The sequence below is a fragment of the Paenibacillus peoriae KCTC 3763 genome (assembly GCF_000236805.1).
Lineage (GTDB): Bacteria > Bacillota > Bacilli > Paenibacillales > Paenibacillaceae > Paenibacillus > Paenibacillus peoriae.
Genome location: NZ_AGFX01000048.1, coordinates 18,723 through 45,077 on the forward strand (window position 1 = coordinate 18,723; position 26,355 = coordinate 45,077).

Below are 26,355 nucleotides of genomic sequence, written 5' to 3' on the forward strand. Positions count from 1 at the left end.
ATACACTTGGCCCTTTTATTGAGAGAAACGGTATTAGTTAAATGAATCCAACAGCGTCTTCAATTGCGGGTTGAGATTCAGCGCATTCAGGATGATCTGCAGAGCTTCTGCACGTGTGGAGTTGCTCTTGGCATCAAACTTTCCATCTGCTCTGCCGCTGATGATACCTGCTTGTGCTTCAGCTTTGATCTCGTTTGCTGCATAAGAACCCTCCAGATCAACGAAATTGCCTTTGGTGGTATCTTTCGATACGTTGTTAAGGTTTAAGATGCGGGATAAAAGGACAACCATTTCCTCCCGGGTAATCGTGTTATCCGGCTTAAATGTACCGTCCTCATATCCGCTGATCACCCCTGCCTCTACAAGTTTCTTGATTGCGTCTTTTGCCCAGTGACTACCAACGTCCTTCAACGCAACAGTAGCATTGTTGCCACCTTGGATATCGAACACGCTACTCAGAATCACTGCGAATTCAGCGCGTGTAATCTTACCATCCGGCTTGAACTTACCATCGCTGTAACCTTCAATTACATGCAGCTTTACGAAAGTAGCGATAGTCTTTTCAGCCCAATGCCCTTTAGTGTCCGAAAGAGTGACTGTAACCGGAGTTTTTTTAGCTTCCTGAATCCGATTCTCAATGTTCTTAATAACATTGATGTCACCCTTCACTACATCTGATTTGAACACATCCTTTGCAGCATCAGGTATCGGAGTAGTAGTCAGTGCAGAAGCTGGTACAGGAGTCTGTACAGGTGCAGGAGTCAGATTAGTGTCAGTTGTAGTAGAACTACCACCACGGCTAGAAGAACGTTTGTCGATCGTAATGACTTTCATTCCAACAACACCTGATCCATCATGAGCAACTGCCTGAATTGTAATCGTACCAGCTTGAGTTGCAACGAGTACACCATCAGCATTGATCGTTGCTTCCCCTGTACCAGCAATTACCGACCAGCTAAAGGTTTTATCCGTTGCATTGTCAGGAGTTACATTTGCCCCGAGTTGAAGAGAATCTCCAACGGACATTGTTCCACTAGCGCCCGACACTGTGATAGCAGTAACCAACCGGGGAGCCCGTGTGACATTGACTGTATAGCTTTTTGTCGTTCCATCCTGCGCAGTCACTACAAGGCTGATGATATTGGAACCCAAGCTTAGACTAATCGGATTGTTAACCGGAGTCCCATTGAGCTGTATAGCAGTCGTCGCGTGGCTATCGGTAGTTGTATACGTAGCTGTCGTGACCGAAACATCGTTAGGCACAGTTGCAGTGTAGGCATACACACTTCCGGTTACCGTCTGATCGAGCGTAATGCCGCTTAAATTCAGTGAGCTTAGGGTGGCATTATTGGAGCCAGCTCGTGTAACAGTTACCGTATAGCTTCTCGTCGTTCCATCCTGTGCAGTCACTACAAGGCTAATGATATTGGAACCCAAGCTTAGATTAATTGGGTTGTTGACTGGAGCCCCATTGAGCTGTATAGCAGTCGTCGCGTGGCTATCAGTAGTTGTATACGTAGCCGTAGTGACCGAAACATCGTTAGGCACGGTTGCAGTGTAGGCATACACACTTCCGGTTACCGTCTGATCAAGCGTAATACCGCTTAAATTCAGCGAGCTTAGTGTAGCATCCGAAGAAACAGGAGTATTCTGGTCAGAGGCCATAGCCGTAGAAACCATGAAAGTCCCCACCATAAACGGGCCATTACTTAAAGCTATTGTATTAATTACCTGATTATCAGATGTTCTGATTACGCTCATATTGCTGCTGCCGTAATTGACCGTAAAGGCTCTACTACCATCGTTTGAGACACCGATCACATAGGGGGAAGAACCAACCGCAACAGTGCTTTCCACTGTATTATTCGTGGTATTGATAACAGAAACAGTGTCAGAGCCACTATTAGCCACGTAAACCCTGCTCCCATCGGGAGACACCTCAGTAGCCGACGGGCGGCCGACCACAGCTACAGTTGCTTCCAATGTGTTGTCCACTACATTGATGACAGAAACTGTATTGCCGGATTGATTAGCTACATAAATCTTGGTACCTGCAGGATTAACCGAAAGACCATACGGTTGGGCTCCCACCGTAATTTGACTGGTAACCGTATCGTTGGTTAGATTCACGACTGCTACTTTATTAGCGCTAGACTGAGTCAGATAAAGCTTCTGGCCTACCCTTACCATTGCTACAGGGCTTGGTAATACACTTATTGTACCCGTAACTGTAAGTGATGCTGTATTGATTACTGACAGGGTGCTACTGTTCATATTAGCTACATAAGCTTTGCTGCCATCCGAGTTAAAGGCTACTCCGTGAGGTTGTGGACCCACTGTTATTGTGCCGACCACCGTATCAGTAGCCGGATTAATCACCGAAACAGTTCCACTCGATCTGTTGGTAACAAAAACCTGGGTACCGTTCGGATTGAACGCTGCACTATTAGGCGAACTCCCAACCGTGATTTTGCCCAATTCCACCGTACCGCTTTCCAAATCCACCACATCAACTTTACCAGTATTAAAGCTTGTAATATAAGCTTTCTTTAATATGTCAGTAGTAGCCGCAGAAGCGGTATTAAAATGACCTGACAAAGTTGAAACCATACATAGAATAGCTATCGCTGCCGCAAACTTCATTTTTCCTTTTCTAAACATTTTTTCCTCCTGATCACTATATATATTACTACCGTCGCTATTTACATGTTGCTGCCCGTCCTCATCTAGTTTTCCATAGCTCCCGACAGTTCACTTAAATTACTCCCCCATTTCGCCTCTCCCTCCCGTTGCAACGCATTTTATCACACCGTTCTCACAAGATTCTCACAAAACCACGAAAGCTGTCGATAAATCAAAAAAAGAGGCTATCCCCGATAGATTTTTCTACTGGGAATAACCACTTTCTTATGAATCCAATATTCAGTTTTCGGCGAACCCTACTCCAAATATGACACCTTCTGGCTTCTCAGCTCCTGCGGTGGCTCCACCCCCAGCTCCTTGCGATAAGAAGCCTCGAACTGCGCGTAATGCCTGACGATTTTTTCCTTGTCCCCACTGCTTGCATAGATGCTCAGTAAAGTCTGATTCATCTCCTCATGCAGGGGATACATGGTCAAATAACTATCAATTCTCTGCTCCGCTTTTCTCCAATCCTCCCTGGCGAAATCCTGCTGGATCAAACTCCGTACAAGCGATGTGTACTGTTTGCAGAATATCGCCTCCAGCGGAGCTTTCCAGAAGTAATCTTTTCTCTCCAGCAGCGGACCTTTGTAGAGCGAGCATACATGTTCTGCTTGAGCCGCATCCTGAAACCCTACTGCACGAGAAAAGTCGTACCGCTCATATTCCAGTACATCGTACGTTCGATTCGATGGCTCTAGCATGTATCCTTCGTTCGTTTTCTGAATCTCCATGCCGATTTCTTGCTCTTTCAAAAGTTTCTTTAAACGATACATCGTGTTATGCAAATTATGTGACGCGCGGTCCTCGCTCATATCCGGCCACAACAAATCCGCCAACCGCCACTTGTTGAGATTCTGACCCGGATGGCAGAGGAAATAAGCGAATAGCTCCTCCGTCTTGCGTGTCGGAAAGCGGATTAGCGATCCTTCCCGATTTCGGACCTCGAATCCTCCGAAGCACCGAATCGAGGCAAGCCCCACTGGCTGTTCAGCATAGACGACAGGCCGATGCAGCTTGACCAACCGATTCGCGACCCGCTCGATCGCCCCAGGTGTCACGGGCTTCAAAATATAGTCGAAGGCATAAACCTTGAATGCATCCAGCGCATAATGCTGATAAGCCGTCGTGAAGATGATTTTTGTCTGCTCCGACGCTTCGTTAATATTTTCCGCAAGTTCCAGCCCGTTCATCTTTGGCATTTCCACATCGAGGAAAACAACATCTGGCCGAAGCTCAGGCAGGCTGGCCAGCGCCTCAAGCGAGCTTGTAAAAGCACCTATGATCGTAAAATACGGATTTTGCCCGATGACGTGTTTCATTAAACTCAAAATCGGTATTTCGTCCTCCACAATGACCACATTAAACAACCTCGCTCCTCCTTCGTTTACCCGACCCGGTCACTTTGTTATTCCTTACAGGCAAATACATTGTTATTTTAGTTCCTACTCCTATATCGGAGCTGATGTTTAGCGTTGCCCCTTGCAGAGAGTCCAGACGTTTGCGGATATTATGGATGCCGATGCCACAATCCTGCAGGTTTCCTGTGGACATGCGGTACAGTAGATCATCCGGTATGCCGACACCGTTGTCCTCGACTATCACCCGGATGAAACCGTCCCCCTCGTTGATCACAATCGTCACCTTGCCGTGTCCTTCCTTCTCAAACAATCCGTGCCGAATCGCATTCTCGACAAAAGGCTGGATGCATAAAGAAGGAATTTCCAAATGCTTTATACGGTTATCGTAGTGAAAGTCATAGTCGAACCTCTCTCCGAAACGGGCTTTCTCAATCTCAACATACGCCTGGATCAACTCCATTTCCTGGTAGAGAGGAACGAACAGCGTGGAAGAATCCATGTCCAGGATGTAGCGCAAGTACTGACTGAGCATTGATAACAAGTAGGCAGCTTTTTCCCCGTCCGTATAGCAAAATGAAATCACACTGCTCAAGGCGTTGTAGAGAAAATGCGGTTTAATCTGCGCTTGATGGAACGCCTGCTCATTGCGAATCGCTTCTTGGAGCGATGTTTTCACAGCGATCAGGGTCTGGATTCTGGCAATGAGCGTTTCCGCCTCAAACGGCTTGGTCAAATAATCGTTCGCCCCGGCCCTGAAGCCGAGCGCAATGTCTTGGGGCGTATCCTTAACTGTTGCGAATAAAATGGGCAGATCGAGAATGGAGTAGCTGCTGCGCAGTCTCTGACACAACTCAATGCCCGAGATCCCTGGCATCATTACATCGAGAATGACGAGATCCACTTGCGGGTACTCTTCTATTTTCTCCAATGCTTCTTTTGCCGAGAAAGCGGTGACGACATTGTAGCGATGCCGTTTCAAAATATTCAACAAGGTGTGGATATTGGATGCTTCATCATCAACAATCATTACGGTGTGCTCGTGTCCATCCCAAATATTCAGCTCATGATCCTTATCGGTATATCGCTGCTGTTCTTCCAACGCATATGTCGTTTCACGATTATCCGGTACTTGAACTGCGCTTGGCAATGTGAACATCATGCGCGTGCCTATACCGACCTCCGACCAATCCACCCGAATTTCTCCACCCATCCGTTCGACCAGCTTGCGGCTAATGTACAAACCAACGCCCATTCCTGTATATCCATCCTTAGGCAGCGGCCCATCGAGTTGCTCAAAATATTCGAAAATTACAGCATGTTTATCCTTAGGAATCCCTGTTCCAGTATCCTCGACAGAAATAATAACAGTTCCCTGGGCAACGCTCGCTACCACCTTGATCGACCCTTTGTCTGTATGCTTTATGGCATTGCTGACCAGATTGTACATGATTTGACGCAGCCGATTCTCATCCGCTTGCACCCAGACATCGGGATCGACTTGATTATCCAGTTGCACAGCTTTGCCCAAAAGCTCAAATTGCAGTACATCGAATACAATCTGTGTTACCATTCTGGCATCCACAGCGGTCGGATGCAGACTCAGTTCCCCGTGCCTCAAACGAGTAACATCGACTAAATCGTGAATGAGCATGGACAGCTTGATCGATGTATCCTTGATCAGCGAAAGATTCCGTTTTTGCTTTGGTGACAGATTTTTTTCCTCATCATCCAGCAAATAAGACGTCATATTCAAAATGCCATGCAATGGAGTCTTGAGCTCGTGAGATGTGTTCATCAAAAACTCGTCCTTGAGCTCATTGGAAACCGTCAATTGATAGGATAGGAGCTCCGTCTTCTCATAAGCATTCGAGAATCGAACCACGAGCAGGATATTCATGATGATGATGAAACAAACGACTCCGAGTTTTCCCAGCAGATCGGTCGAAACCATATTCTCCGAATAGAGGCTTCCGTCCACCAGAAAAATCATCATCGAAACGCTTCCGCCAATAAAAAGCATTAATTCCTTCCGATCGGATGAGCCGCCTTGGCTTTGAATGTACAGATACACCATTCTGCCAATAATGTATAGGAAAACGATGATTAAGTAAAAAAAGAAAGCGTATTTTCCCTGGATATGCACACGATAAGGCAACACGACAACCGCCGCAATATATAGGGCTAACGGAGTCAGTATCAGCTTCATCATCCGAGACGACATGAGGCGGGCTTCAACTGAACTGAAAAACAGGATGAGCACCACAGCGCCGACAAATTCGCTTAAATCCAGCAGCTTGTAAACAATATCAAAAGGGAGGCCAGGCAGTACCCTCTGGAAAATCTTTTCGCCAAAAAGTGCTTTTTCCAATAAAAGCAGCAGCAAATACAGCCCGCTGAGCCAATATGTTTTCTCTCTTCGCCCTAGCAGGAAGAAGCTGAGATGATACACACCAAACATGCCAAGAATAAATATAATTCCGATATCGGTGCCGATCTGTATACTGTTTAGCTTCGTCACATCTTCAGCCAATCCGAACGGGATCGAGCCAGCAATACCACCGGTGACAAATACATAGTTAGACACTTGAATTACAATGTCGATTTCTTTGGCATCCGTGTGGAAAAACGTACTGTAAGGCGTATTTCCGGGCTGATGCGCCTTGATATCGACTGCTGGGCGCCCACTTTCGCCTTCTAACTTGCCGTTAATGAACAAGCGATGGGAAAGGCGAATACTCCTTATTTTTAAACCTAAAACCTCATCCGTATCTTTAACCAACACTTTCAACCGGTACGTGCCATAACCTGTTCGGTTCATACCGCCATTCACTGATTTTCCTTTCCACGTGCCAGGTACGGATAAATACGAGACCTCCTTACGCGTTCCTTCGCGAAAATCGGCAGGCTCCAGTAATTCGCCTTCATAAAATTCCCACTCTCCATCCAGGTTGACCCATCCCTGCTTGTGGAAATCCCAATCCGACAAATCCAGCACTCCCCGCTTAACAGGCGGCATGTTCTGATTCGGTATCGTTTGGGAATAAATAGCGACGAACAACGCAATGGAGACCGAAAAGATCAAGCCAATTCCGATGGCTTTGCGGTAATGCCCCCTTTTAATACATAGCTCCCCCTCAGAATTCAATTCAGCACTTTTTCATTCTATCATTACGCACTTCACGAAAAAATCAGAAGTTTGATATCAGTGACACTGGAAAAGATCGAACTAGAAACGAAGCTGCTTGAGGCTCAGCAGGTAAAAGAAAAAAGCAGCCATCACAGAGGATGCTCTGCGACAGCTGCTCATATAAAAAGCGCCTCTGCGGGCGCTCATTTAGTGTGCTATAAGGCGACTATGAATTTGTAGTTTGTATCGTGTGGTTGATAGATGCTTGTTGCCCATCTCCTATTGTTCTTTCAGACGATCCACACGAACGGTTTGGGTATTGCCGGGTCTGCTGCCTATCTGTACGGTGGCCATACTGTTCGCTTCGTCTACATGCTCAATCCAGATCGGTTTTCCATCCAATTGTACGGCAATGGTATCAGGTGAATCGTAAATCGCTTTTGCTCGCTCTACGTTCATGCTGTTCTCCCCCTGCTGATTGTTTTTGTATGCATTCATTTAGAAATATAGGTGACCTAGTCCTCATCTATAATCCGTTCAACGTCCAATGAAGGGATGCTATGAGAAGGTGAATTTGAAACTACAGCCTCCAAATCCACATGACCCACAGCTACGGGAAAAGGCGGCCGGATTCCATGGGAAAGGGCAAACTCGGGCGGCAATGCATCCTGTTCGCCTCCGGCGGGCCCCCGAAAGGCGATATGACTTTGACCCACACGATGACTGATCTGCCGAGGATAGGATTTTCCGGGCATAAATTGTGTACCTCCTTTTGAATCGGATATGCCTTACTATGCACTAAAAAAGCTACAACCATGCGCAGGAAAAGCAATTCGCAGCCTTCATTTACACCTCATACAATCCTTTGTACGAAGCATACTAAGCGAAAACTTACTAAGTAAAAAATGATATGCCCACAGCCGGGACGCCCGGAATCGAATGATACAACATACTGACTAAAGAAAAGGAGGACTGGCGGTATGCATACGGTCTGGAAAGGCGCAATCAGCTTCGGGCTGGTTCATGTGCCAGTTAAAATGTTTTCAGCGACGGAGGATAAGGATATTTCCATGCGCTACATTCACAAGGAGTGTGGGAGCCCGCTGAGTTATGTACGGAAGTGTCCTGTTTGTGACAAGGAGGTTGAATGGGAGGAAATTGGAAAAGGCTACGAATATGAGAAGGGAAAATTCGTCATGTTTGACAAGGAGGAACTAGAGCAGATCAGCGGACAAGCGGATAAAAATATCGTCATTTTGGATTTTGTAGACCTGCAGGAAATTGATCCGATTTATTTTCAAAAAACGTATTATTTATCCCCGGATCAGGCTGGCTCCAATGCGTATAAGCTGCTCATGAATGCGATGAAGGATACCGGAAAAATCGGTATTGCCCAAATCTCCATTCGCTCCAAAAGCAGCCTGGCAGCTATTCGGGTGCTAGATGAGTGTTTGGCTGTGGAGACGATGTTTTACCCGGATGAAATTCGTCCCATTGCTCAAGTTCCTAACCTACCGGGGCAAGAGGAGGTTAAAGAGAAGGAACTGACGATGGCAAAGATGCTGATTGAGCAGCTATCCACACCTTTTGACGCAGCCAAGTATACGGATCAGTATCGCGAGCGTCTGCTGGATCTCATTCAGCATAAAGTGGCCGGAGAAGAGGTGCGAGTCGCTCCGACACAGCCGCAGACCAATGTCGTGGATTTAATGGCCGCTCTTCAGGCCAGTATCGAGGCCGTCAAACCTGTCGTTACCGATCCCGGTCCTGCTGCTCCCGGCCCTGCTGCTGCGAAGAAACGCCCTGCGCGTAAACCAGCAGCCCCGACAGCACAGCAGGCGGCAGCAGGCGATGACATTGCTCCGACTCCGGTCAAAAAGAGAAGAAGCACTGCCAAACGTAAAGAAACTTGATAAAGAAACCAGATAAAGAAACTTGAGATCATACAGAAAAGCTGGCTAAGGGGTGACGGTGATACCGCTTTGGTACGACAGGAGCTGGCTGAACGCCCCCCGCTCCTCTTGTACCAGTTGTCGATAGTTGCCTTGCTGTATAACCTCGCCTTGCTCCAGTACAATAATCTGATCCGCATGACGGATCGTTGACAGGCGGTGAGCGATGACGATCAGCGTCATTTGACCTTTCATCCGCTCCAGTGCCGCCTGAATTGCGGCTTCATGCTCACCATCGAGCGCACTTGTCGCTTCATCCAATATGAGTACCGGAGGATGATGCAGGACAGCCCGCGCTAATACCAATCGTTGACGTTCCCCTCCAGACAGACGAATCCCGCGATCCCCAATGACTGTGTCCAGCCCTTCGGGCAGTCTGGCAACAAAGCTGTCTGCGGCTGCAAAATGCAGCGCCTCCCATAGCTGCTCCTCGCTCGCATTCCTGTCCGCCAGCTTCAAATTTTCGCGAACGGTGGCATGGAACAGAAAAGGGTCCTGTGAGACGTATCCAAACGATTGCCGCCACTGTGGCAACAGCTCGTCATCCACAACACGTTCATCTATTTTAATCTGCCCCCCAGTTGGACGTAGAAAGCCCATCAGCACATCGACCAACGTACTCTTGCCTGCTCCCGATTTCCCTACAATAGCTGTCATCCCCCTGGCAGGTATGAACAGATTAATTTGGTGCAGTGCAGGCTCTGTCGCACCATCATAGCGATAATCCAGACCGCGGCACTCAATCCCGCTACGCAGGAACAAGGGATGTCTCGTCGACGCAGCTACATGAAGTTCCGATCCAGCGGATGGAACGCGAGCGGCAGCGGATGTAACTGCAAGCAACGACGGGTCTGAGAAGGCTGCGCATTCCTGCTGTACTTTGGTCACACTTTCAAAAGCAGAGAGCATGGACATGATATATTCCAAACTCGCTTGAATCAGGGCAAACCTCGGCCATAAGCGGGAAAATATGAGGATCAGCACAATCAGCTTTTCTGGTGAAACATGCAGCCATTGCAGGGACGCGAATATAAGACAAACGACAAATACAGCTGCTGCTGTGCGATGCAAAAACTGCGTAGTGGCATTTTGCCGAACAAATTGGGTCGAATTGTCCTCCATACGGCGCGTCAGGGAGCGAAACCAGTCTATGTTGGCAGCCTCCAGCAGATTGCTTTTAATATCCTTCATTCCATTCATATGATCGGTAATGCCAGCAAAATAAATCTGTGAAAGCTCCGTGGTACGGTCTCCTAGCTGCTTGGCATTTCGGATGGAGCGTCGGAACACGACAAACAGTCCCAATCCACTCAGGAATACCAACCCGGTTAAGGAAGGGGATAACCAAAAAGCCAGTGCAATCTGGATCAGCGTAAAAATGACGGCTGTGGTGAGTTGAAGAAGCAAATTGGTTCCCTGACTGACACGTGCCAGCTCGGTCGTCATCACATGGCTAAAATCAGATTTACGCTGGCGCAAATAAAAAGTCCACTGCGCCTTCATAAAGGAAGTATACACATCTATTCGAAGTGAGCGCATAAAACGCTGCTGAATCTGTGAGCTCAGGACCGATTGGTAACGCTGAAGCAGAGCCTGCCCTGTAAGCAGCACCACAAAAAGTAGCAACATCCCCGGCAACAGCCAGCTTTTTGGAATATACGGCAAGAAATGATCCAGTCCACCGGACAAAAACGGCAATCCGGAATGACCGGCAAATACGCCGATGGCCGCCAGCATAGGTACAAGCATATAAATGCCAAAGCCCTCCAGCAGGCTGATGATCATCATACAGCCGATATTGAGAATTAACGTACCACCGTTCACGGTGTACAGCTTGGTTAAATACAATCGCAGGTGAACCATAACGCACACTCCTTATCGAGTCAGTGCTTTGAAAATCGTCGTTTCAACCAAAGAAATGGACGTAAAGGGATGTACAAAAAATGCAGCTTGCGAGGCAGCGGCAGCAAGATCGGATCCCCCGTAGAAGGAAACAAACGGCTAATAAGATAAAGTAATCTGTGTCTTGGCTCCTTTAGGGAAAGCAAGTAAGCTCGGCTAATGGGCTGAGGTGTGACCGCTGTAGCTGTAGCTCCAGCAACGGCAGAGCTGGAGGCGACCGTAGCAGCACCCGCCATGGATCTGGTGATACTGCTCACAGCAGTGTTCACCTTGTTGCCTGTCACGCTACTGGCATCTTTCGCAGTACCAGTAGCGTCACTGGCAGCGTGCAGAGCAGCTTCGCCAAAGGCATCGCCAGCTGCTGCACCGCCGACTGGGGCACCGCCATCCGAAGGGGCGGTCTCCACCGGCTGCGTCAAAGCTATGCTTTGCGATAGCTCTGACGCAGCCGTTCCGTTCGTACCCGGCCCGCTGGCAACCGGGTACGGTGCGGGTACGCTGGCCTGCATGAAGGCCAGCGCGCTCAGCGCGAGCCTGTGCGCCTGCCGGGTCTCTGATATCGGACGCATCGGCTCTGGTATCGGCGTACCCAGCAGCGCAGCGGCGAGCTTCCAGGCCTGCCCGCCCGCAGGCAGGCCTCCGTAGCGGCGCAGCGTCAGCAGCAGCGCCTCCCAATCGACAGCGCATACTGCAAGCCTGTCGATGTCGACTAGCCAGCGCAGCCTGAACCAGCCGTGACGTGCGCCGTGGGCGCTCAAGTACAGGAACTGATGCTCGCCGCCGAGCGTGCAGGCACTGGCTGCCGTCGCCGCCATGCTGTCAGCGGGTGCCGACTGTACCCTCCGGCTCACTCCTGATTCACTGAATTGCCGGCGGTCCCACAATTCATCAAAAGAGGGCTCCCCGCCGGCATCCGGGTGGAGACGCCAATGCAACTCCACCTCTACCCGCTTTTGCGGATGTAGGAAAGATGTATGATGATCCTTCCACTTCCAGCTGCCAAGGACACGCGCTTCTCCGCTTTTGGACTCATAACCGGCTTCCCGTATCCAATGCTCGGCTTCATCCATGTCATCCGGCGTAATGAGCAAATCTATGTCCTTGGAGGTACGCAGGGAAACATCCCCGTACAATTGCTGCGCCAGTGCAGGCCCCTTGAGTATAAATACACGGATGCCATGATCCATGAGCAGCCTGGTCAGCCGCGCAGCCTCTGCTTGAAGATGAAGCATGCGCAGCGTATTTCGGTGATATTGCGCCTGAAGGCTCCCTAGCAATGGGGCGGGAATGGCCGGATGATTCGACTTTTTCAGCTGGAGATATATCAACGGTACTACCCGATGATGATCTGCCAGGTGCAACAGGCGAGCCCAGTCCAGCTTATGCAGATGGATATCAGCGAACGTACGCTGCCATGGAGCAACGTCTTTTTTTAATAAAGAGAGTAACATCGTTAATTCATGATCCTTTTTCCAACGGGCAAGTTCCAGAAGAGACTTGGTGGGCATACTTTCTTCTCCTTCGATTGTTTGAACATCCTTTTGTCTCATCGCATTAAGAATGGCCTTTATTCGCCATTTGCGTATTCGTGGCCGTCACAGTTCGTCTCCCGAATAGACCCACCACCGTAAACGCCCCCATCTCCCGTTCACCTGTAACATAAATCGGTCCGCTTCGTACCCATGCATGTGCTGCCAACCGTCCCGCAGCATTTTTGGCTGTACCCAAATATAGCGTACAGTCCAGCTTTCTGCGCCCCAGCAACGTCATCGCGGCAGAGGCCTGTACAAGACAGCTGCTGCGCCATGGGGTGTAACGGCTTGCCAGCTCCACAGCGTGTGAAATATGCCGAATGGACTTTTCCTGCTGCGGGTCACATTGCCAAGGGGTTTCTTCCATACGTATCCCCCATCGGCCTGAGTAATCCTCAAAAGAACGAAGCTGGTGAAACCTCGCCCATCCCAGCGCCAGCCAGGCTTCCGGCAATAATCTACTGACCTCTGGAGTCAGAAGAAGAAGCCGTTGGACCCGCATATTAAACCATCTCCCGCTGGAGCTTTAGCAGTCCTTCCCGTTCCAGTTCAGCCACAAAGGCATGTACCTGCTGTCTGCACTGTTCCTCGTCCACTTCATATTCATCCGTCAGGGCAGCTACGATCTCTCCGAGTAAAGGACTGGACTCCGCCAATTCCCAGATACGTCCTCCCGTAAAGCCCAAGTTGTAATATTTTCCAGTGTTAATGCTCATCATGACCTTTTCTCCGTCCATGTCACTGACATAGACCTCTTCATCGTACATGATGCGGTAGTGGTCCTTGGTTGGATCAGTGGCTGCCATAGCTGTTTTCCTCCTTATGAATGAGTTCAAGTACCCGTTGTACAATCTCAGACGCGGTAAAAGCGGAGCTACTCCTGAGCAAGCGCCAGCCCTCCACTTTCCGAGCCATCCGGGCCGCAGTTCCAAAATACCATTCACCCAAACCCATTCGCGAAATTGTCCCCCTACGATATGTATGCAGTAGTAATGTATGCAAGCACCCCAGTACGTTTAAGGGCTGTTCCGTAACCGCGGGTAGCTGGCTGGATGGCTCTGCCACAAGCTCGAATACGCCACCCAGGGAAAGCGGTTCGTTATAAAATTCGTCTACTGTAGGGACGGCATATTTATTCCATTCACCTGTAAGCTTAAGCAGTTCCCCATGTTGTGACAGCACAGGATGTCCAGACGTTAAAACAAGCCTGTGCTTTTGGGATCGCACATGCTTGTTTCCCTGTAAAGACTCCAGTTGAAGCAGGCTGTCCAGCCCCAGCTTTTGTTGCGGATAAGCGGGATAAACGATAGGCTCGGATGCCGTAGCTTTTACAGCAATAACATCATCACTGACCATCGGATAGCCGGCCTGTCTAAAAGCAGCAGCCAGCGTCGATTTTCCCGCACCGGATTCGCCTACAAAAGCGTAAGCCTTGCCCCCGATAACTACCGCGCTTCCATGAATAGGAAATATACGTCTTTGCATCAGAAGAACACCCATGCATGAACCCAGCAAAAACAACCGCACGGTGTTCATATCGGCTCCGGGGTAAGGGCATACCTCGATCTCCCTGCCTTCCCTGATGGCAAAAATGGCTGTGCCGGGTATTTGCAACATAAAGCACTCACCTTGTATCACATAATTCGTCTGCTCAAGTTGATCGCTCCATGCTGTCAAATCCGCCTGACGAATGATTACATCCTCTGCCGCTCCCGATGCTGAAAGTACCAGTTCAGGAAGCTTCAACTCACTTGCAATTCGGAGTCCAAAGGCTGTATATTGACCCCGACCGACACTTACACTCCTGTTATGCACGATAGGACTCACTCCCTCTGTCCTTAAAAAAATCCCGTCTTTATTTCCTTGAGCAGCATCTCTAGCCCAAAAGAAATAAAGACGGCTTATCATAGATCTAACTTTATGACTGGCTTCAATGTATGACTATCTGTTAGCTTGGTGGATTATAAAGATCGGCGTCGTGGTCGGACACCCAATCAATCTGTTTCCAGCCTTTCCCCGCCATGGTCTGGTTAATGTCCAGCACCTCTATCGTCGGTTCCTGCCATTCTTTTTTACTCATCTCATCACCTCCCTTCCAATGAATGTGAACGATCCTGCATGATCAAATCAGAACAAATCGAATCAATTGAATCCACAAAGAAAACGGTACACGATCAAACTGTGCATAAGCAGTCGTATATTGGGATCAGACGCCTGTTCGGGACCGGGGTGACGGAGTTTCGACATGGCCGTCTTAATAAACTCTATATCGAGATATTCGGCGGTCCGTAAATCATGGCACATCATTTGAAGCTCCCCCATAAACGTATCCCAGCACGGAATCATACGATGCAGCCAATCTGCAGGCTGTACGCCACGCACACGCTGGTTCAGCCGAACATCATCAGGCAGATAATCCTTCATAGCTGTACGAATGAGTGCCCGGTCTCGACCATTTTGCACATACTGCTCAAAAGGTACAGATAAGCAAAAGCGAATCACCCGGCTGTCTCCCGTTGGATCACGTTCCCACAAGCCATAACGCAAGGAAAGTTTGGTCGCGACTACACCATTTTTGTTGGCAATCGCCAGATTCGAAAATTTCTCTTTTCTCGTCTGATCAGCATTTTTCATCCAGCCTGTGCCACTTAATACCGGAACATCTTCTACATGCATTCGTTTGGCAAACTGCGGGTGAATCAGCGAAGGAACCGGGCTTCGTTTGCCCCGAAATAACGATACATGGGTATCTAGCGAGGTAGCTTTTTTCAGCATCACAGGTAGTAGACGAGACATACGTCTTCCGGTCAGCCTGCTGTAGCGCCACAAGCCCCGAAAGGATTGCAGCCAGTGCAAACGACGAAACTGACGGGCATAATAGTCCAGTGCAGGGCCCCATGAAACGGTAAAATTGCCTCGTGCTCCGGTCAACAGTACACCGACATTGTGTTCCTGTGCTTTTTCATAAAAACCTCTGATCCAGAAGGAATTTTCAAAATATTTATAGGGGGCCTCCATGAGCTCCAGCCAAATATCAATTTCCGAAAACGGGCTTTTCCCCTCAAAATCCATATAATTTTCGTGAATGTTGCCTACATAGCGAGCCGTAGACTGAATATAGCTTCGTTCGTTCGCCAGCAGTGCAGGCGATGTCCAATCCTCAAAATCCTGAACAGGTACATAGCTGTACGCATATAGCGGCTTTTGCTGCAAGTGCAGTGCTGGTGCGGCAAAGCTGGCAACCGCTCCGGAATCCAGTCCCCCGCTCAAGGCAGCCCCTACGGCACGATGCGTTCGCAATCGGGCCGTGACCGCCTGTGAGAATACCTCGCGGAACGCTTCTATGTACTCGCCTCTCGTTTTGAGCCGCAGCGGCTCTACCTCATCCAGACGTGCATATTGATGGAGCATTCGCTTTCCCTCCTCCATAGTGAACCAATGTGCGGGAGGAAGCTGGTTGATATGCTTGTAGGCAGTCGCACCGATATCGACGGATTCCTGCATGGAGCGGATCGACAGAAATTCGGCCAGCCACGGTTCATGCAGTTCTTTTCGCAGAGAGGATAAAGTCAAGAGCGGAGCTACGACCGTGCTAAATGCAAAGCCTGAGTCATGCTGATAGGTGTACAGCGTACGGCTTCCCGTCATATCGCGAGCGCCGTATAAACGCCGTCGCTTGGCATCCCAAATGACAAAGGTAAAATCGCCTATCAAATATTGGGCCGCATCCACCCCCCATTTGTCATATCCCAGTAAAATCAGCTCGCTATCCGTGATTTCCTGCTGTCGCTCCTGTCTGACCCCCAGCCGTTCAAACAGCTCGGAACGATTGTCCAAAATCGCATCCGCGGTGATAACCAGATCTCGCTGCTCATCATAGAAGGGGAGACGTTCATGGACAGATTCCGGGGTCACATGCTGGGCATGACATCCCAAAAAAATGGAGCCTTCACACCAGACACATACGCGGTCGGCGGGATATTTTCGCAGGGCTTGCATCATTTTACCGCCTTCTTCGGCGCTTACGGGCTCACGCTCAAAGCTGTAGATTCCAGCAATTGCACTCACGTTCTCCCCCCTTTTTCTTTGCCTGTACTTAATAACGCTATATCCATCCTTGCAGGAACGTGAGCGGCCGCATGATGCCTTTCATACATTGCATTCATTGCGTGTATCGTAAGTACCCTGTTATCCGTATCATGTTCATCCAGCATTCGAAAAGCAGTCTTCCATTCAAAACCGCTTTGCCAGAGAAACTGGTGAGTACGTTGGCTGATCAGCTCCACATCCGGCTCATCCTCAAAGCGTGCTCCAGTCATCTGCTCGGCCTGCTCCAGCGCCTCCGCGTAGCCAAGCTGCCTAAATATGCGAGACCCGATGCTTCTGCAATATAACTCAATTTCCTGTTTACTCAACAGGTGTTGCCAGCTATGTACTGAATCCTGATGGGGCTGTACATGCTCCCCAACGAACGGGTCACCCGCTCCCATGCTATAAAACAAGCTGGATTTGGGAGGTTCCGCAAAGTTCCCGTAATTTTCAATTCCCGGCTCATAATCAATCCCCTTGCTTTTCAATCAAGAATACTCCTCCTCTAACTCTACTCAAGATGCTTTAATAGATACAATTCGTATTTTATTATAAATTTATGATACATATTGTATCTTGTCAACCCCTTTGATGGATAAATTCTGTACATGACGCTCATCTTAATGCATAAGTACATCTTGGATAAGCGATAGCGGTCGCCTCAAAGCTTTCCAGAGAGAGGTTAAAGAAGGAGCGTAACACTGTGGGACAAGCTGTTAAAGGTACGATTAGCATTGAAGGTCAGGAAATTTCCATCACCAACCCGAATAAACCCCTGTGGCCTGAAGCCGGCGTGACCAAAGCGCTATATCTTCGCAAGCTCGCGGTATTGGCTCCATTCCTGCTCAAATATTGCCAGCATCGTCTGCTAACCGTCATCCGCTGGCCACATGGCATCCACGGGGATTTTTTTTATCAGAAAAATGCCCCGCGCCCCCGGCCAGATTTTATTGAAACCACACTGCATGACGGCATTGAATATATTGTGCTTAACAAGCTGCCACAATTGCTATGGCTCGGCAATCAGGCTGCGCTGGAATTTCACCCCTCCCTGCATCAAGCAGGAAGCCACTTGCCCTGTGAATGGATGATTGATTTGGACCCATCCAGAGAAGTGGAACCACGCATTATGGAGGCCGCCTCCATCGTTGGTGAAGTGCTGGCTTCGCTTGGTTTGGATTCGGTCCCCAAAACATCCGGAGCCACCGGAGTGCAAATTATCGTCCCGATTCGTACAGGTGTAACCTTCGACGAGCTCCGCAGCATCGGACTGCTGGTCGGACAGTTTGTGACGGAAAAACACCCGCATCTGTTCACACTGGAACGGTTAAAGAAGGATCGTGGAACAGCTATCTATTTTGATTATTTGCAGCATTATCAGGGAAAAACGCTGGCTGCTCCCTATACCCCCCGTGCACGCCCTGGTGCTACGGTATCCACTCCGCTTACATGGGAAGAGGTACGGCGGGATGTATCACCGCTTGACTATCATTTGTTGAATATTGAGGAACGGCTAAATCAGATCGGCGACTTGATCGGTAAGGTTCCTCCCCAGCCTGTCGAGGATATTCTAAAGCATATGCGCGCCAAGGCTCATCCAACCTGATTTCCACCTATGCAAAAAAAGGGGACAACCCCCGCAGCCATAACGGCTGAGGAATTGTCCCCTTGAGCTAGTGTATTCCCTTTTTCTTAAAGCGTCCGCCCTTCACATCGTGAATGTTACCAATCGCCACAAAAGCGTGGGGGTCCCAATCTTCAACGATGTTCTTCAGCTTCGCTTCCTCCAGACGAGTGATGACGACGAAAATGACTTTTTTGCTATCGCCTGTAAAGCCGCCTTCACCTTCCAGGTAGGTTACGCCCCGTCCCAGACGATCTGTCAGAGCATCCCCGATGTCGCGGAATTTTTCACTAATAATCCAGACCGATTTGGACTGATCCAGACCTTCAATCGTAATATCAATCATTTTCATGGCAATATAATAAGCAATCATGGAATAGAGGGCATTCGGCCAGCCGAATACAAAGCCTGCGCTTCCCAGAATGAAGATGTTCACGAACAGAACGATCTCACCGACTGAAAAAGGAGTTTTTTCGCTGACGAGAATAGCTACGATCTCTGTTCCATCCAGCGAGCCGCCGGATCGAATCACAAGACCTACCCCAACGCCGAGAATCACACCGCCAAAGATAGCGCCGAGCAGCGGTTCGCCAGGTGTCAATGCACTTACATTGTGAAGTAATGCGGTTCCGATGGACATGACAATAATGCCGAATAATGTAGATAAAGCGAAGGTTTTACCGATTTGTTTGTAGCCGATAACTAGAAATGGAAGGTTCAACAGGGTCAGGAAAATACCGAGCGGGTAACCAGTAATCTTGGAGGCCATAATGGAGATACCTGTAACGCCTCCGTCAATGACGCCGTTAGGAACCAGGAATATTTCCAGGCCCACTGCCATCAGAGCCGCACCAACGACAATCATGGCTGCACGCTGCAACAGGCGTTTTAGTTTGTTCTTAGGATTAGCTGGAATTTTGCTGATCTTGGTCAACTCTCCGGTCACATCTGTGATCTCAGATAAACTTTGGACTTCCTTGCTCACTACACTCATATATAAATCCCCCCGTTACAGTATGATATATTGGACAAAAAAAGGGCTGCTATCCGCAGTTCCCTCTTCTTTACCGCGCTATTTATATAAATAGTATATCACAAAACTGTGATTTCGCGCAAAAAAGTTAGTAAAAAGCACATAAATCTCAATAAAGCGGGATTATATTGATAAAAACGGCGAAAACCGCCTTTAAAGGAGTGGAGAGAGCATGCGAGTTAGAATTTCAGCTGTTTTCTGCGTTCGCGACCGTCTGCGGAATACGTTTAAATCTATGCGCGAGGAGTTGGAAATGTCCTCTTCAAAGTCGGTCGAAAGGCGTTCCAGCGCTGAACGCGCAAAGAGTACAGCAGTCAGCTCAAAATTGTAGAAAAAGCTGCGCATGTCTATATTCGCGGTCCCTACTGAGCCGAGCAAGTCATCCACAATCACCACTTTGGCGTGAATAAAGCCTTTTTGATATTGGTAGAACTCCACCCCCGCCTCCAGCAATTCCTGCACATAGGACAGAGACGCCAGATGAACCAGCTTGGAGTCGGATTGACATGGAATGATGATTTTCACATCCACATCGCTAACTGCGGCCAGCTTAAGCGCCTCATAGATCGCCGGATCAGGAATAAAATACGGTGTCGTAATCCAGATTCGCTGCTTGGCAACCGACAGCGCCCCGAAGCACATTTCCTGAATCGTATCCCATACCTGATCGGGACCGCTGCTCAAAATCTGTACCTCCTCGTCCCCTGAACAGGTATGCGGCGGGAACAGATTCGCATCCATCAGCCGCTCGCCCGAGGCCAGCTTCCAGTCACTCAGAAACGCATTTTGCAGAAAATAGACGCTATCCCCCTCAATCTGCAAATGCGTATCCCTCCAAAATCCCACTTTTGAATATTTCCCGAGGTAATCGTCGCCTACATTGATTCCTCCCACAAATCCGATCATGCCATCCACTACCACGATTTTACGGTGATTTCGGTAGTTGATCCGGCGATCCAGCGTGGCAAAAAACGGAGGCAAAAAATAATGAAATTCCACTCCTGCCTCGTCACAGACGCGAATAAAAGAATAGGGCAAATTGTAGCTTCCCACGCCGTCCACCACAAATCGCACTTTAACTCCCTCACGTGCCTTGCGGATCATGACCTCCTGAAACTTTCTTCCGATTTCGTCCGCCCGAAATATGTAAAATTCCACATGAATATGATGCTGCGCCTGCTCCATCGCGGTCAGCATCGCTTCAAAGGTCTCTTCTCCGTTGGTCAGGACTCGCGTGCGATTGCATCCAGTCAACGGATTTTCAGACATGCGAATTAACTGGTTAAACAGACGCTCCTGATGCCCGAAATGGGGATTGTGCATTTGTTCCACCTGCTCAATCACCCTCGATTGAGCCCACAGACGCTCTTTGAATTCACGAAACAGCTGCGATCCCCCTTTTCGAATCATTTTGCGCTTCTTATAGTCCTGTGCTACAAAGTAGTACACGACAAAGCCAACGAGCGGAAAGCAGAACAAAATGAATAGCCAGGCTACTGCTTTGGACGGCTTGCGGAATTCAAAGAGCAGGATTGTCCCGGTCTGAAAAATAAAAACGATTAAAACCAACAGCAACCACAGCATGTCCAAGCCTCCTTGTATTCTACGTTTTATACCAAGCTCTCCAATTTTTTTGACATGTTTGCCCCTTTAGCTGAATAGATAGTAACCAAGCACTATAGGAGCGATGTCCAGAAAGGAGCGATTATGAAAAAAGGAAGCCTAAATCGCCGGATGACCTTACTTGTCATTCGGGATGCACAGCAACCGCCCAAGCAGCTGCAATGCTCTACAGCCGCTGTCATTCTCGTCCCGACTCTTGTGATCGCGTCTATCTCTACACTCGTAATCGGGCTGCAAATCCGTTCTTCCCATATTATCTCCCAAATGGAAACGAATCTTGCTGTCCAGAGTTTGCAGATGGAGGTTACAGTAGCAGACAAGAATGCAGCCATCGGACGGCTACGAAGCGAGGTCATGGAGCTGACGAATCAAGCGACCAGTATTCGTGAGCGCCTCCAGCGCATAACGGAACTGGAGCAGCAAATGCAGCAATTTATTCGTAAACACGGAAATTCCTCTAGCGCAAGCAGCAATAAATCAACCATAACTCCGCTCTCCTGGGATGCCTCTGGCCATACCGGGGGTGAGTTCATTGCAGTTCACGAAAATACAGTCCTGCTGGCTCGCCAGGCTATGGATGATTTTCAAGAGATCGAATCCCTGCTGGACACGGTGGAACGCACGGTTCCCCGCTCTATTCAGCAGGCGAATGCCGTACAACAGAATCTGGAGCGTAAACAAGCTGCGCAACTGCTTCAGACCCGCAGGCTGGCTCTTGCCGAGCAAGGGAAGCCCTCCATTTGGCCTGTAGGCTCACGCCGAATGTCCTCCAGCTTCGGCTATCGCAGCGATCCGTTTACGGGCAAATCGGCTTTCCATTCAGGCGTGGACATCGCCGGACAAACGGGAGATCCCGTCTATGCGGCGGGGGCAGGCACCGTACTGGAGGCTAATTCCAGCGGAGCCCGCGGCAAGTGCATTATCATCCAGCATCCTGACGGATTCCAGAGCTGGTATATGCACCTGAGCGGGATGCAGGTGGCTCCGGGAGATCATGTCCAAAAAGGACAGACCATCGGCCTGCTGGGAAGCACCGGAAGAAGCACGGGACCTCATCTTCATTTTCAGATCGTCAAGCATAACCAGCCTGTCGATCCATTACTGTATGTACAATGAGGATTTTGCAAAATCCTGACAATAAAAGATTGGGGGAAACCATCATGTTCAAGGAATCGAAAAGAAAGCTCTCCGCACCAGTAACAGATACGCTGCTAGCTAACGGCACCAACTTTGAAGGAACTGTTGAGGCTGAGGCCAATATTCGGATTGACGGCCATTTTCAAGGTGATATCCGCAGCACTCATACCGTCATCATTGGAGAAACCGCGGTTGTGCGTTCAGACATCATTGCACGGGACGTTGTTCTTGCCGGTAAGGTATTCGGCAGCATCACCACAGAGGGACGGCTGACCATTACGCCGACAGGCGAGCTGTACGGGAATACAGCAGCAGCCGCATTAATCATTTCAGAAGGCGGCGTACTGGAAGGCACAAGCCAAATGATCCGCACGAAGGATGCTGAGCCGTTGACCCAGGCGAACGCTTCGAACGACGAATCCTTTACCCGTTCCGACACCTATCCCGACAATAGTAAAGAAAACAGCCAAGCCCCCCTGCAACCAGAAGCGGGATAACAGCGGGCTGACATTATTCCATTATATCCTCCACTCTGCACTTCACAAATAAATGGTATACCTTGCGTATGACGATTTTGGCGCACATATACAGCAGAATCACCAGACTTTTAATGAGCTTCGGCGCATTTTCAAATAAATTGGCTACCTGATCCCGCAGCGTAGGCCACACCCCCATAAGAAAATAAACAGCAGCATGGCAATGATTAAACACAAATCGTCCCTACTGACTGATTCTTGCTGAAAATAGATTAAATAGCGTTAACATAGAAAAAAGGACGTCCAAATGGCAGGCATTTGAACGTCCTTTTGTGATTTTAGCAATTTGCGAAAATTCTGATGCTATGAAAATCAGGCTGTGCAAGAGACTCGGATTAGGTTGCAACATCCCGCTTTACGAAAACGATCCAGGCAATGGCTATAAACACCACATAATAAGCGGCCAGCACGGTTAGGGAAAAGGTAAGATCAGAGCTTACAGTTCCCGGCGGCATGTCAAGATATTTCTTCAGATCCATATGTGTAAAAAGTACGTATTTGGTCCATGCAAAACGATCCGTATTAAACAAGCCAATAGTATTATAGACAAATTTGGTGAACATCATGAACAGCGACAGTCCAATTGCCAAGGCGCTGGAACGAAAAACAGCGGACAGCATAAAAGCAAAGGCCATCGTCACGAATAAGGCGATATAGCTATACAAGAAATTCAGCGTTACGTAAGATATCGGATCACTGAACAGCGGCACAGAACCCGCTGGTGCATCCTTGGATAACATCATCCAAGAGGACACCGTAACCATCAGGATCAAAATGATCGTTCCGAGCAAACTGAACAAAATAACGGATATATACTTGGACAACAGAATTTTGCTGCGAGTCCAAGGCCGGATGAGCAGCAGCTTAATCGTTCCCCAAGTAAATTCACCTGCCACCGAATCAGCGGCAACAATGACCGTAAACGTCGTATTGAGGAAAAATGTAAACATTGTCGTCAACGCAATCCCATCCCACACACTGACCTGATCGGAAATCAGGGAAACTAGCATCGGAATCACAGCAGTGATGACCGCCAGCAGCCCCAGCATAATCCATGTGCGGACACGCAGGTAAATTTTCAGATTTTCGTTATGTACCAGCTTAAAGAAATCAGCCAATGGACCCGCCTCCCGTCATCTCTAAAAATTGATCTTCCAGCGTACGGGCAATCGGGCGAATCGCATATACTTTGACTCCGTTGGCAGCCAGCAGGCTGTTCATCTCTGCGATCTGTTCCCGCTCCAGGTGAAGCAGCAGTTGATTGCCCTCGACGCGCCCTGCTCCGGCAAGCGCATAAGCTTGCTCGGCATCATTGACCTCAAAAGCAATTTCCACCGTCTGTACTTCTCCCGCCGTATTCTTCAGCTGCTTGATATCAACCAGCCGTCCGCTTTGAATAATGGCTACACGGTCACACATCAGCTCCATTTCGGACAACAAATGACTCGATACGAATACGGTAATTCCCTCGGTACGGCTCAATTGACGCAAATAATCCCGCAGTTCGCGAATACCCTGCGGGTCCAGACCATTGGTCGGCTCGTCCAGCACGAGCAGCTTCGGTCGATGCAAAATCGCCTGGGCTACCCCTAGTCGCTGCCGCATCCCGAGCGAGTAGGTTTTGACCTTATCGTGAATCCGGTTTTCGAGCCCTACCAGGTGTATCGCCTCATCCACACGCTTCTGGGTCACCCCCGGAGACATTCGTGCAAAATGCTGCAAATTTTGATAGCCTGTCAAAAACTTGTACATCTCCGGATTTTCAACAATCGCACCGACGTGAGAAATAGCCTTTTCAAAATCCGTACTCATGCTATCTCCACAAATATGAATATCGCCCTTGCTTATGGATATCAGGCCAACCATCATGCGGATCGTGGTCGTTTTTCCCGCACCGTTGGGTCCGAGGAAACCAAATACCTGTCCTGCCGGAACCTCCAGCGTCAGATCGTCCACAATCGCTTTCGAGGAGATGATTTTACTCACACCCTCCATACGTATGACGGGAACCTGTCCTGTCGCTTGCTGCATGCCATGAAACTCCTTCCATCCGGAGTGAAACCCAACCCTTTTACTGTTCATTTCCGGTTTTGGAAGTATTATACCATATTTATCCTTTCAGAAGCACCTTTCGGGAACACCTCGTCACGTCTATTCCTTTTCCTTGTATATCCAAAGCACCCGCCACTCCTCACCTTCCTGCGTCACATAACAGGGCTGTACAATATCAAAAGTGCCGAATCGGGTCTTGTAATGCTGGGTGACCTTAATACGATAGGCCTTTCCTACCTCTTCTCCATCCTGATCTGTACGTATATCATATTCAGTCTGCGGCTCCCCCAGCTCGAACGTGAACGTATCTGTCCCCATATCCTGCATAAAAACGTGCGCACGCTGCTGTACATACGTAGACTTCTCGAATTTTTTCTTCATTTGTGAATGAAAAAGCTCCCATGAGCCGCCGAAATTTCCCGATTGCTCCATGGTGTAAAATTCGTTCAGCACTTTTACCGCTTGATTATCCTCCCCCGTAGACATGACTCCGCGCAGTCCCAGCCACAACAGCCATAACAATCCACATACCAATGCAAAATACAACAGCCTGCGAATGAACATGAGCATTGAAGCTGCTCTCCTTCTAAATAGCACCAATTGCCCCTCCCTCTGCTGGACGATCTACTGGATACTCTACAGATGTATGTGAGACAAGATGAGTTTAGAAGAAAGTAACGGGTCCGATCCTTCAAGTGCACCCGTCTTGCATTTTGCTTAATTAGGCGATACAGCCGTGGTGAGCAGATGCTTTTCCAGAAATTCATGAATACGCTGACGCTCCTGATCATCCACGATATAATAATACACTCCGTTGATTTTACGCCCTTGCCCCTTTAGCTCAACCGCATCTGTCTGCTTGAGAGACGGGCCGATCCGGGTCAGAAAGGTTGTCATATCGTCAAAGGTCATATCCGTGCGAATTTGCTCCCCCGCTGCCTCCAGGATCGGTTTTGCCCTGAGCAGCCCTTCCTTGCTAGCTGACTGTGCAAAAATCTGCTTGAGCAGCTCGCGCTGGCGGGCGTTCCTCCCGAGATCCCCACGCGGATCATCAAAACGCATACGAGCATAGGCCAACGCCTCTGTTCCATTCAATGTCAGATTCCCCTGTGCAAAATGATGGCCCTCATACTGAAAATCAAGTGGATTGTTAACCGTGACTCCCCCTACCAGATCAACCATTTTAGCAAACCCTTCCATGTTCATCTGTACATAATAATCTATCGGATAGTTCAAAAAATGCTCTACCGTACGGATCGACATATCCACTCCACCAAAAGCAAAAGCGTGATTGATTTTGTCCTCACGCCCCCTGCCGATCAGCTCTGTTCGCGTATCACGCGGAATGTTGAACATCAGCATAGAGCCTGCCGCCGGATTTACGGACAGAACGATCATCGTATCCGAACGGCCCGAATCATGAGGACGCTGATCTACGCCCAGCACCAGCACGGTGAACGGCTTGAACTGGGAAATGGCTGCAGGATTGGGTGCACTTGATCCGGTGACTGCACCTGCTGATCGTCCTGCGCCGCCTGTCGCAACAGCAGAGACCACCCCGGGCTGTACAATGCTGCGCGGATGATACATCGCATTGGCTGCCGTTTTAAAGGAATGGTACATATAAGCGGTGTAGGCAGCAGCACCCACGAGCAGCAACGCCGCAGCACCCAATGTTATTTTCAGCCATCGTTTCATACGGAGC

General features: G+C 49.0%; 24 protein-coding genes. 4 read left to right on the plus strand and 20 right to left on the minus strand.

Annotated features, from left to right (window positions below):
- Window positions 1-33 precede the first annotated feature (33 nt).
- The 5 genes from KQI_RS0125725 to KQI_RS0125750 all read right to left on the minus strand — a co-directional run bounded on the left by KQI_RS0125725 (window position 34) and on the right by KQI_RS0125750 (window position 7,925).
- Window positions 34-2,661 (minus strand): S-layer homology domain-containing protein, encoded by a 2,628-nt coding sequence (locus KQI_RS0125725; protein ID WP_010349778.1) that lies wholly within the window; start codon window positions 2,659-2,661, stop codon window positions 34-36.
- Between the two features lie 278 nt (window positions 2,662-2,939).
- Window positions 2,940-4,043, minus strand: coding sequence for a response regulator (locus KQI_RS0125730; protein ID WP_241764025.1), 1,104 nt, complete (start codon window positions 4,041-4,043; stop codon window positions 2,940-2,942).
- A 1-nt stretch (window position 4,044) separates the two neighbouring features.
- Window positions 4,045-7,188, minus strand: coding sequence for an ATP-binding protein (locus tag KQI_RS0125735; RefSeq protein ID WP_010349780.1), 3,144 nt, complete (start codon window positions 7,186-7,188; stop codon window positions 4,045-4,047).
- A 261-nt stretch (window positions 7,189-7,449) separates the two neighbouring features.
- Window positions 7,450-7,629 (minus strand): H-type small acid-soluble spore protein, encoded by a 180-nt coding sequence (locus tag KQI_RS0125745; protein ID WP_007429249.1) that lies wholly within the window; start codon window positions 7,627-7,629, stop codon window positions 7,450-7,452.
- A 56-nt stretch (window positions 7,630-7,685) separates the two neighbouring features.
- Window positions 7,686-7,925: a hypothetical protein gene (locus tag KQI_RS0125750; protein WP_010349781.1), complete on the minus strand. Its 240-nt coding sequence runs from the start codon at window positions 7,923-7,925 to the stop codon at window positions 7,686-7,688.
- A gap of 225 nt (window positions 7,926-8,150) precedes the next feature.
- Here KQI_RS0125750 and ku point away from each other — a divergent pair, with 225 nt between their 5' ends.
- Window positions 8,151-9,083 (plus strand): non-homologous end joining protein Ku, encoded by a 933-nt coding sequence (ku, locus tag KQI_RS0125755; protein WP_010349782.1) that lies wholly within the window; start codon window positions 8,151-8,153, stop codon window positions 9,081-9,083.
- 45 nt (window positions 9,084-9,128) lie between these two features.
- Here the strand turns inward: ku and KQI_RS0125760 are convergent, their stop codons facing one another.
- The 8 genes from KQI_RS0125760 to KQI_RS0125795 form a co-directional block, all read right to left on the minus strand.
- The gene (locus KQI_RS0125760) at window positions 9,129-10,985 is read right to left on the minus strand and encodes an ABC transporter ATP-binding protein (RefSeq protein WP_010349783.1); all 1,857 of its coding nucleotides are present in this window, start codon (window positions 10,983-10,985) and stop codon (window positions 9,129-9,131) included.
- Between the two features lie 20 nt (window positions 10,986-11,005).
- The gene (locus tag KQI_RS0125765; protein WP_010349784.1) at window positions 11,006-12,532 is read right to left on the minus strand and encodes a nucleotidyltransferase domain-containing protein; all 1,527 of its coding nucleotides are present in this window, start codon (window positions 12,530-12,532) and stop codon (window positions 11,006-11,008) included.
- A gap of 46 nt (window positions 12,533-12,578) precedes the next feature.
- Complete coding sequence (locus tag KQI_RS0125770) at window positions 12,579-13,058, minus strand: lasso peptide biosynthesis B2 protein (protein ID WP_010349785.1); 480 nt, start codon at window positions 13,056-13,058, stop codon at window positions 12,579-12,581.
- A gap of 1 nt (window position 13,059) precedes the next feature.
- The gene (locus KQI_RS0125775; protein ID WP_010349786.1) at window positions 13,060-13,362 is read right to left on the minus strand and encodes a lasso peptide biosynthesis PqqD family chaperone; all 303 of its coding nucleotides are present in this window, start codon (window positions 13,360-13,362) and stop codon (window positions 13,060-13,062) included.
- A complete protein-coding gene (locus KQI_RS0125780; RefSeq protein ID WP_010349787.1) occupies window positions 13,349-14,371 on the minus strand; it encodes a phosphoenolpyruvate carboxykinase (ATP) in 1,023 nt (340 codons plus the stop codon). The genes KQI_RS0125775 and KQI_RS0125780 overlap by 14 nt, the downstream gene beginning before the upstream one ends.
- A gap of 133 nt (window positions 14,372-14,504) precedes the next feature.
- Window positions 14,505-14,636 carry a paeninodin family lasso peptide gene (locus KQI_RS28660; RefSeq protein ID WP_007429239.1) on the minus strand — a complete coding sequence of 44 codons (132 nt, stop codon included), beginning with the start codon at window positions 14,634-14,636 and terminating at the stop codon, window positions 14,505-14,507.
- A 62-nt stretch (window positions 14,637-14,698) separates the two neighbouring features.
- Window positions 14,699-16,624: an asparagine synthase-related protein gene (locus KQI_RS0125790; protein WP_010349788.1), complete on the minus strand. Its 1,926-nt coding sequence runs from the start codon at window positions 16,622-16,624 to the stop codon at window positions 14,699-14,701.
- A complete protein-coding gene (locus KQI_RS0125795) occupies window positions 16,621-17,133 on the minus strand; it encodes a hypothetical protein (protein WP_010349789.1) in 513 nt (170 codons plus the stop codon). The genes KQI_RS0125790 and KQI_RS0125795 overlap by 4 nt, the downstream gene beginning before the upstream one ends.
- Before the next feature lie 215 nt (window positions 17,134-17,348).
- On the opposite strand from KQI_RS0125795, the gene ligD reads away from it, so the two are divergent.
- Window positions 17,349-18,251 (plus strand): non-homologous end-joining DNA ligase, encoded by a 903-nt coding sequence (gene ligD / locus KQI_RS0125800; protein WP_010349790.1) that lies wholly within the window; start codon window positions 17,349-17,351, stop codon window positions 18,249-18,251.
- 67 nt (window positions 18,252-18,318) lie between these two features.
- Here ligD and KQI_RS0125805 read toward each other — a convergent pair whose 3' ends face one another.
- Both KQI_RS0125805 and cls read right to left on the minus strand, forming a co-directional pair.
- On the minus strand, window positions 18,319-19,263 hold the full coding sequence (locus KQI_RS0125805) for a YitT family protein (protein ID WP_010349792.1): 945 nt from the start codon (window positions 19,261-19,263) through the stop codon (window positions 18,319-18,321).
- Window positions 19,264-19,455: 192 nt separating this feature from the next.
- Complete coding sequence (gene cls / locus KQI_RS0125810) at window positions 19,456-20,886, minus strand: cardiolipin synthase (RefSeq protein WP_010349793.1); 1,431 nt, start codon at window positions 20,884-20,886, stop codon at window positions 19,456-19,458.
- Between the two features lie 123 nt (window positions 20,887-21,009).
- On the opposite strand from cls, the gene KQI_RS0125815 reads away from it, so the two are divergent.
- Together KQI_RS0125815 and KQI_RS0125820 are read left to right on the plus strand one after the other, a co-directional pair.
- Window positions 21,010-22,041 carry a M23 family metallopeptidase gene (locus tag KQI_RS0125815; RefSeq protein ID WP_029390346.1) on the plus strand — a complete coding sequence of 344 codons (1,032 nt, stop codon included), beginning with the start codon at window positions 21,010-21,012 and terminating at the stop codon, window positions 22,039-22,041.
- 44 nt (window positions 22,042-22,085) lie between these two features.
- Window positions 22,086-22,559: a bactofilin family protein gene (locus tag KQI_RS0125820; RefSeq protein WP_010349795.1), complete on the plus strand. Its 474-nt coding sequence runs from the start codon at window positions 22,086-22,088 to the stop codon at window positions 22,557-22,559.
- A gap of 13 nt (window positions 22,560-22,572) precedes the next feature.
- On the opposite strand, the gene KQI_RS0125825 is transcribed toward KQI_RS0125820, so the two are convergent.
- The 5 genes from KQI_RS0125825 to KQI_RS0125845 all read right to left on the minus strand — a co-directional run bounded on the left by KQI_RS0125825 (window position 22,573) and on the right by KQI_RS0125845 (window position 26,348).
- The gene (locus tag KQI_RS0125825; protein WP_010349796.1) at window positions 22,573-22,773 is read right to left on the minus strand and encodes a hypothetical protein; all 201 of its coding nucleotides are present in this window, start codon (window positions 22,771-22,773) and stop codon (window positions 22,573-22,575) included.
- Window positions 22,774-22,933: 160 nt separating this feature from the next.
- Window positions 22,934-23,716: an ABC transporter permease gene (locus tag KQI_RS0125830; RefSeq protein WP_010349797.1), complete on the minus strand. Its 783-nt coding sequence runs from the start codon at window positions 23,714-23,716 to the stop codon at window positions 22,934-22,936.
- The gene (locus tag KQI_RS0125835) at window positions 23,709-24,629 is read right to left on the minus strand and encodes an ABC transporter ATP-binding protein (protein ID WP_010349798.1); all 921 of its coding nucleotides are present in this window, start codon (window positions 24,627-24,629) and stop codon (window positions 23,709-23,711) included. Before KQI_RS0125835 ends, KQI_RS0125830 begins: the two co-directional genes overlap by 8 nt.
- A gap of 120 nt (window positions 24,630-24,749) precedes the next feature.
- The gene (locus KQI_RS0125840) at window positions 24,750-25,247 is read right to left on the minus strand and encodes a hypothetical protein (RefSeq protein ID WP_029390347.1); all 498 of its coding nucleotides are present in this window, start codon (window positions 25,245-25,247) and stop codon (window positions 24,750-24,752) included.
- Window positions 25,248-25,367: 120 nt separating this feature from the next.
- A complete protein-coding gene (locus KQI_RS0125845; protein WP_010349800.1) occupies window positions 25,368-26,348 on the minus strand; it encodes an LCP family glycopolymer transferase in 981 nt (326 codons plus the stop codon).
- Window positions 26,349-26,355: the final 7 nt, after the last annotated feature.

Bases quoted from the DNA above. Each gene is read 5' to 3' on its own strand.
- KQI_RS0125725 (WP_010349778.1), bottom strand. From the start codon at position 2,661: ATGTTTAGAAAAGGAAAAATGAAGTTTGCGGCAGCGATAGCTATTCTA.
- KQI_RS0125745 (WP_007429249.1), bottom strand. From the start codon at position 7,629: ATGAACGTAGAGCGAGCAAAAGCGATTTACGATTCACCTGATACCATT.
- KQI_RS0125750 (WP_010349781.1), bottom strand. From the start codon at position 7,925: ATGCCCGGAAAATCCTATCCTCGGCAGATCAGTCATCGTGTGGGTCAA.
- ku (WP_010349782.1), top strand. From the start codon at position 8,151: ATGCATACGGTCTGGAAAGGCGCAATCAGCTTCGGGCTGGTTCATGTG.
- KQI_RS0125760 (WP_010349783.1), bottom strand. From the start codon at position 10,985: ATGGTTCACCTGCGATTGTATTTAACCAAGCTGTACACCGTGAACGGT.
- KQI_RS0125765 (WP_010349784.1), bottom strand. From the start codon at position 12,532: ATGCCCACCAAGTCTCTTCTGGAACTTGCCCGTTGGAAAAAGGATCAT.
- KQI_RS0125770 (WP_010349785.1), bottom strand. From the start codon at position 13,058: ATGCGGGTCCAACGGCTTCTTCTTCTGACTCCAGAGGTCAGTAGATTA.
- KQI_RS0125775 (WP_010349786.1), bottom strand. From the start codon at position 13,362: ATGGCAGCCACTGATCCAACCAAGGACCACTACCGCATCATGTACGAT.
- KQI_RS28660 (WP_007429239.1), bottom strand. From the start codon at position 14,636: ATGAGTAAAAAAGAATGGCAGGAACCGACGATAGAGGTGCTGGACATT.
- KQI_RS0125805 (WP_010349792.1), bottom strand. From the start codon at position 19,263: ATGAGTGTAGTGAGCAAGGAAGTCCAAAGTTTATCTGAGATCACAGAT.
- cls (WP_010349793.1), bottom strand. From the start codon at position 20,886: ATGCTGTGGTTGCTGTTGGTTTTAATCGTTTTTATTTTTCAGACCGGG.
- KQI_RS0125815 (WP_029390346.1), top strand. From the start codon at position 21,010: ATGAAAAAAGGAAGCCTAAATCGCCGGATGACCTTACTTGTCATTCGG.
- KQI_RS0125820 (WP_010349795.1), top strand. From the start codon at position 22,086: ATGTTCAAGGAATCGAAAAGAAAGCTCTCCGCACCAGTAACAGATACG.
- KQI_RS0125835 (WP_010349798.1), bottom strand. From the start codon at position 24,629: ATGCAGCAAGCGACAGGACAGGTTCCCGTCATACGTATGGAGGGTGTG.
- KQI_RS0125845 (WP_010349800.1), bottom strand. From the start codon at position 26,348: ATGAAACGATGGCTGAAAATAACATTGGGTGCTGCGGCGTTGCTGCTC.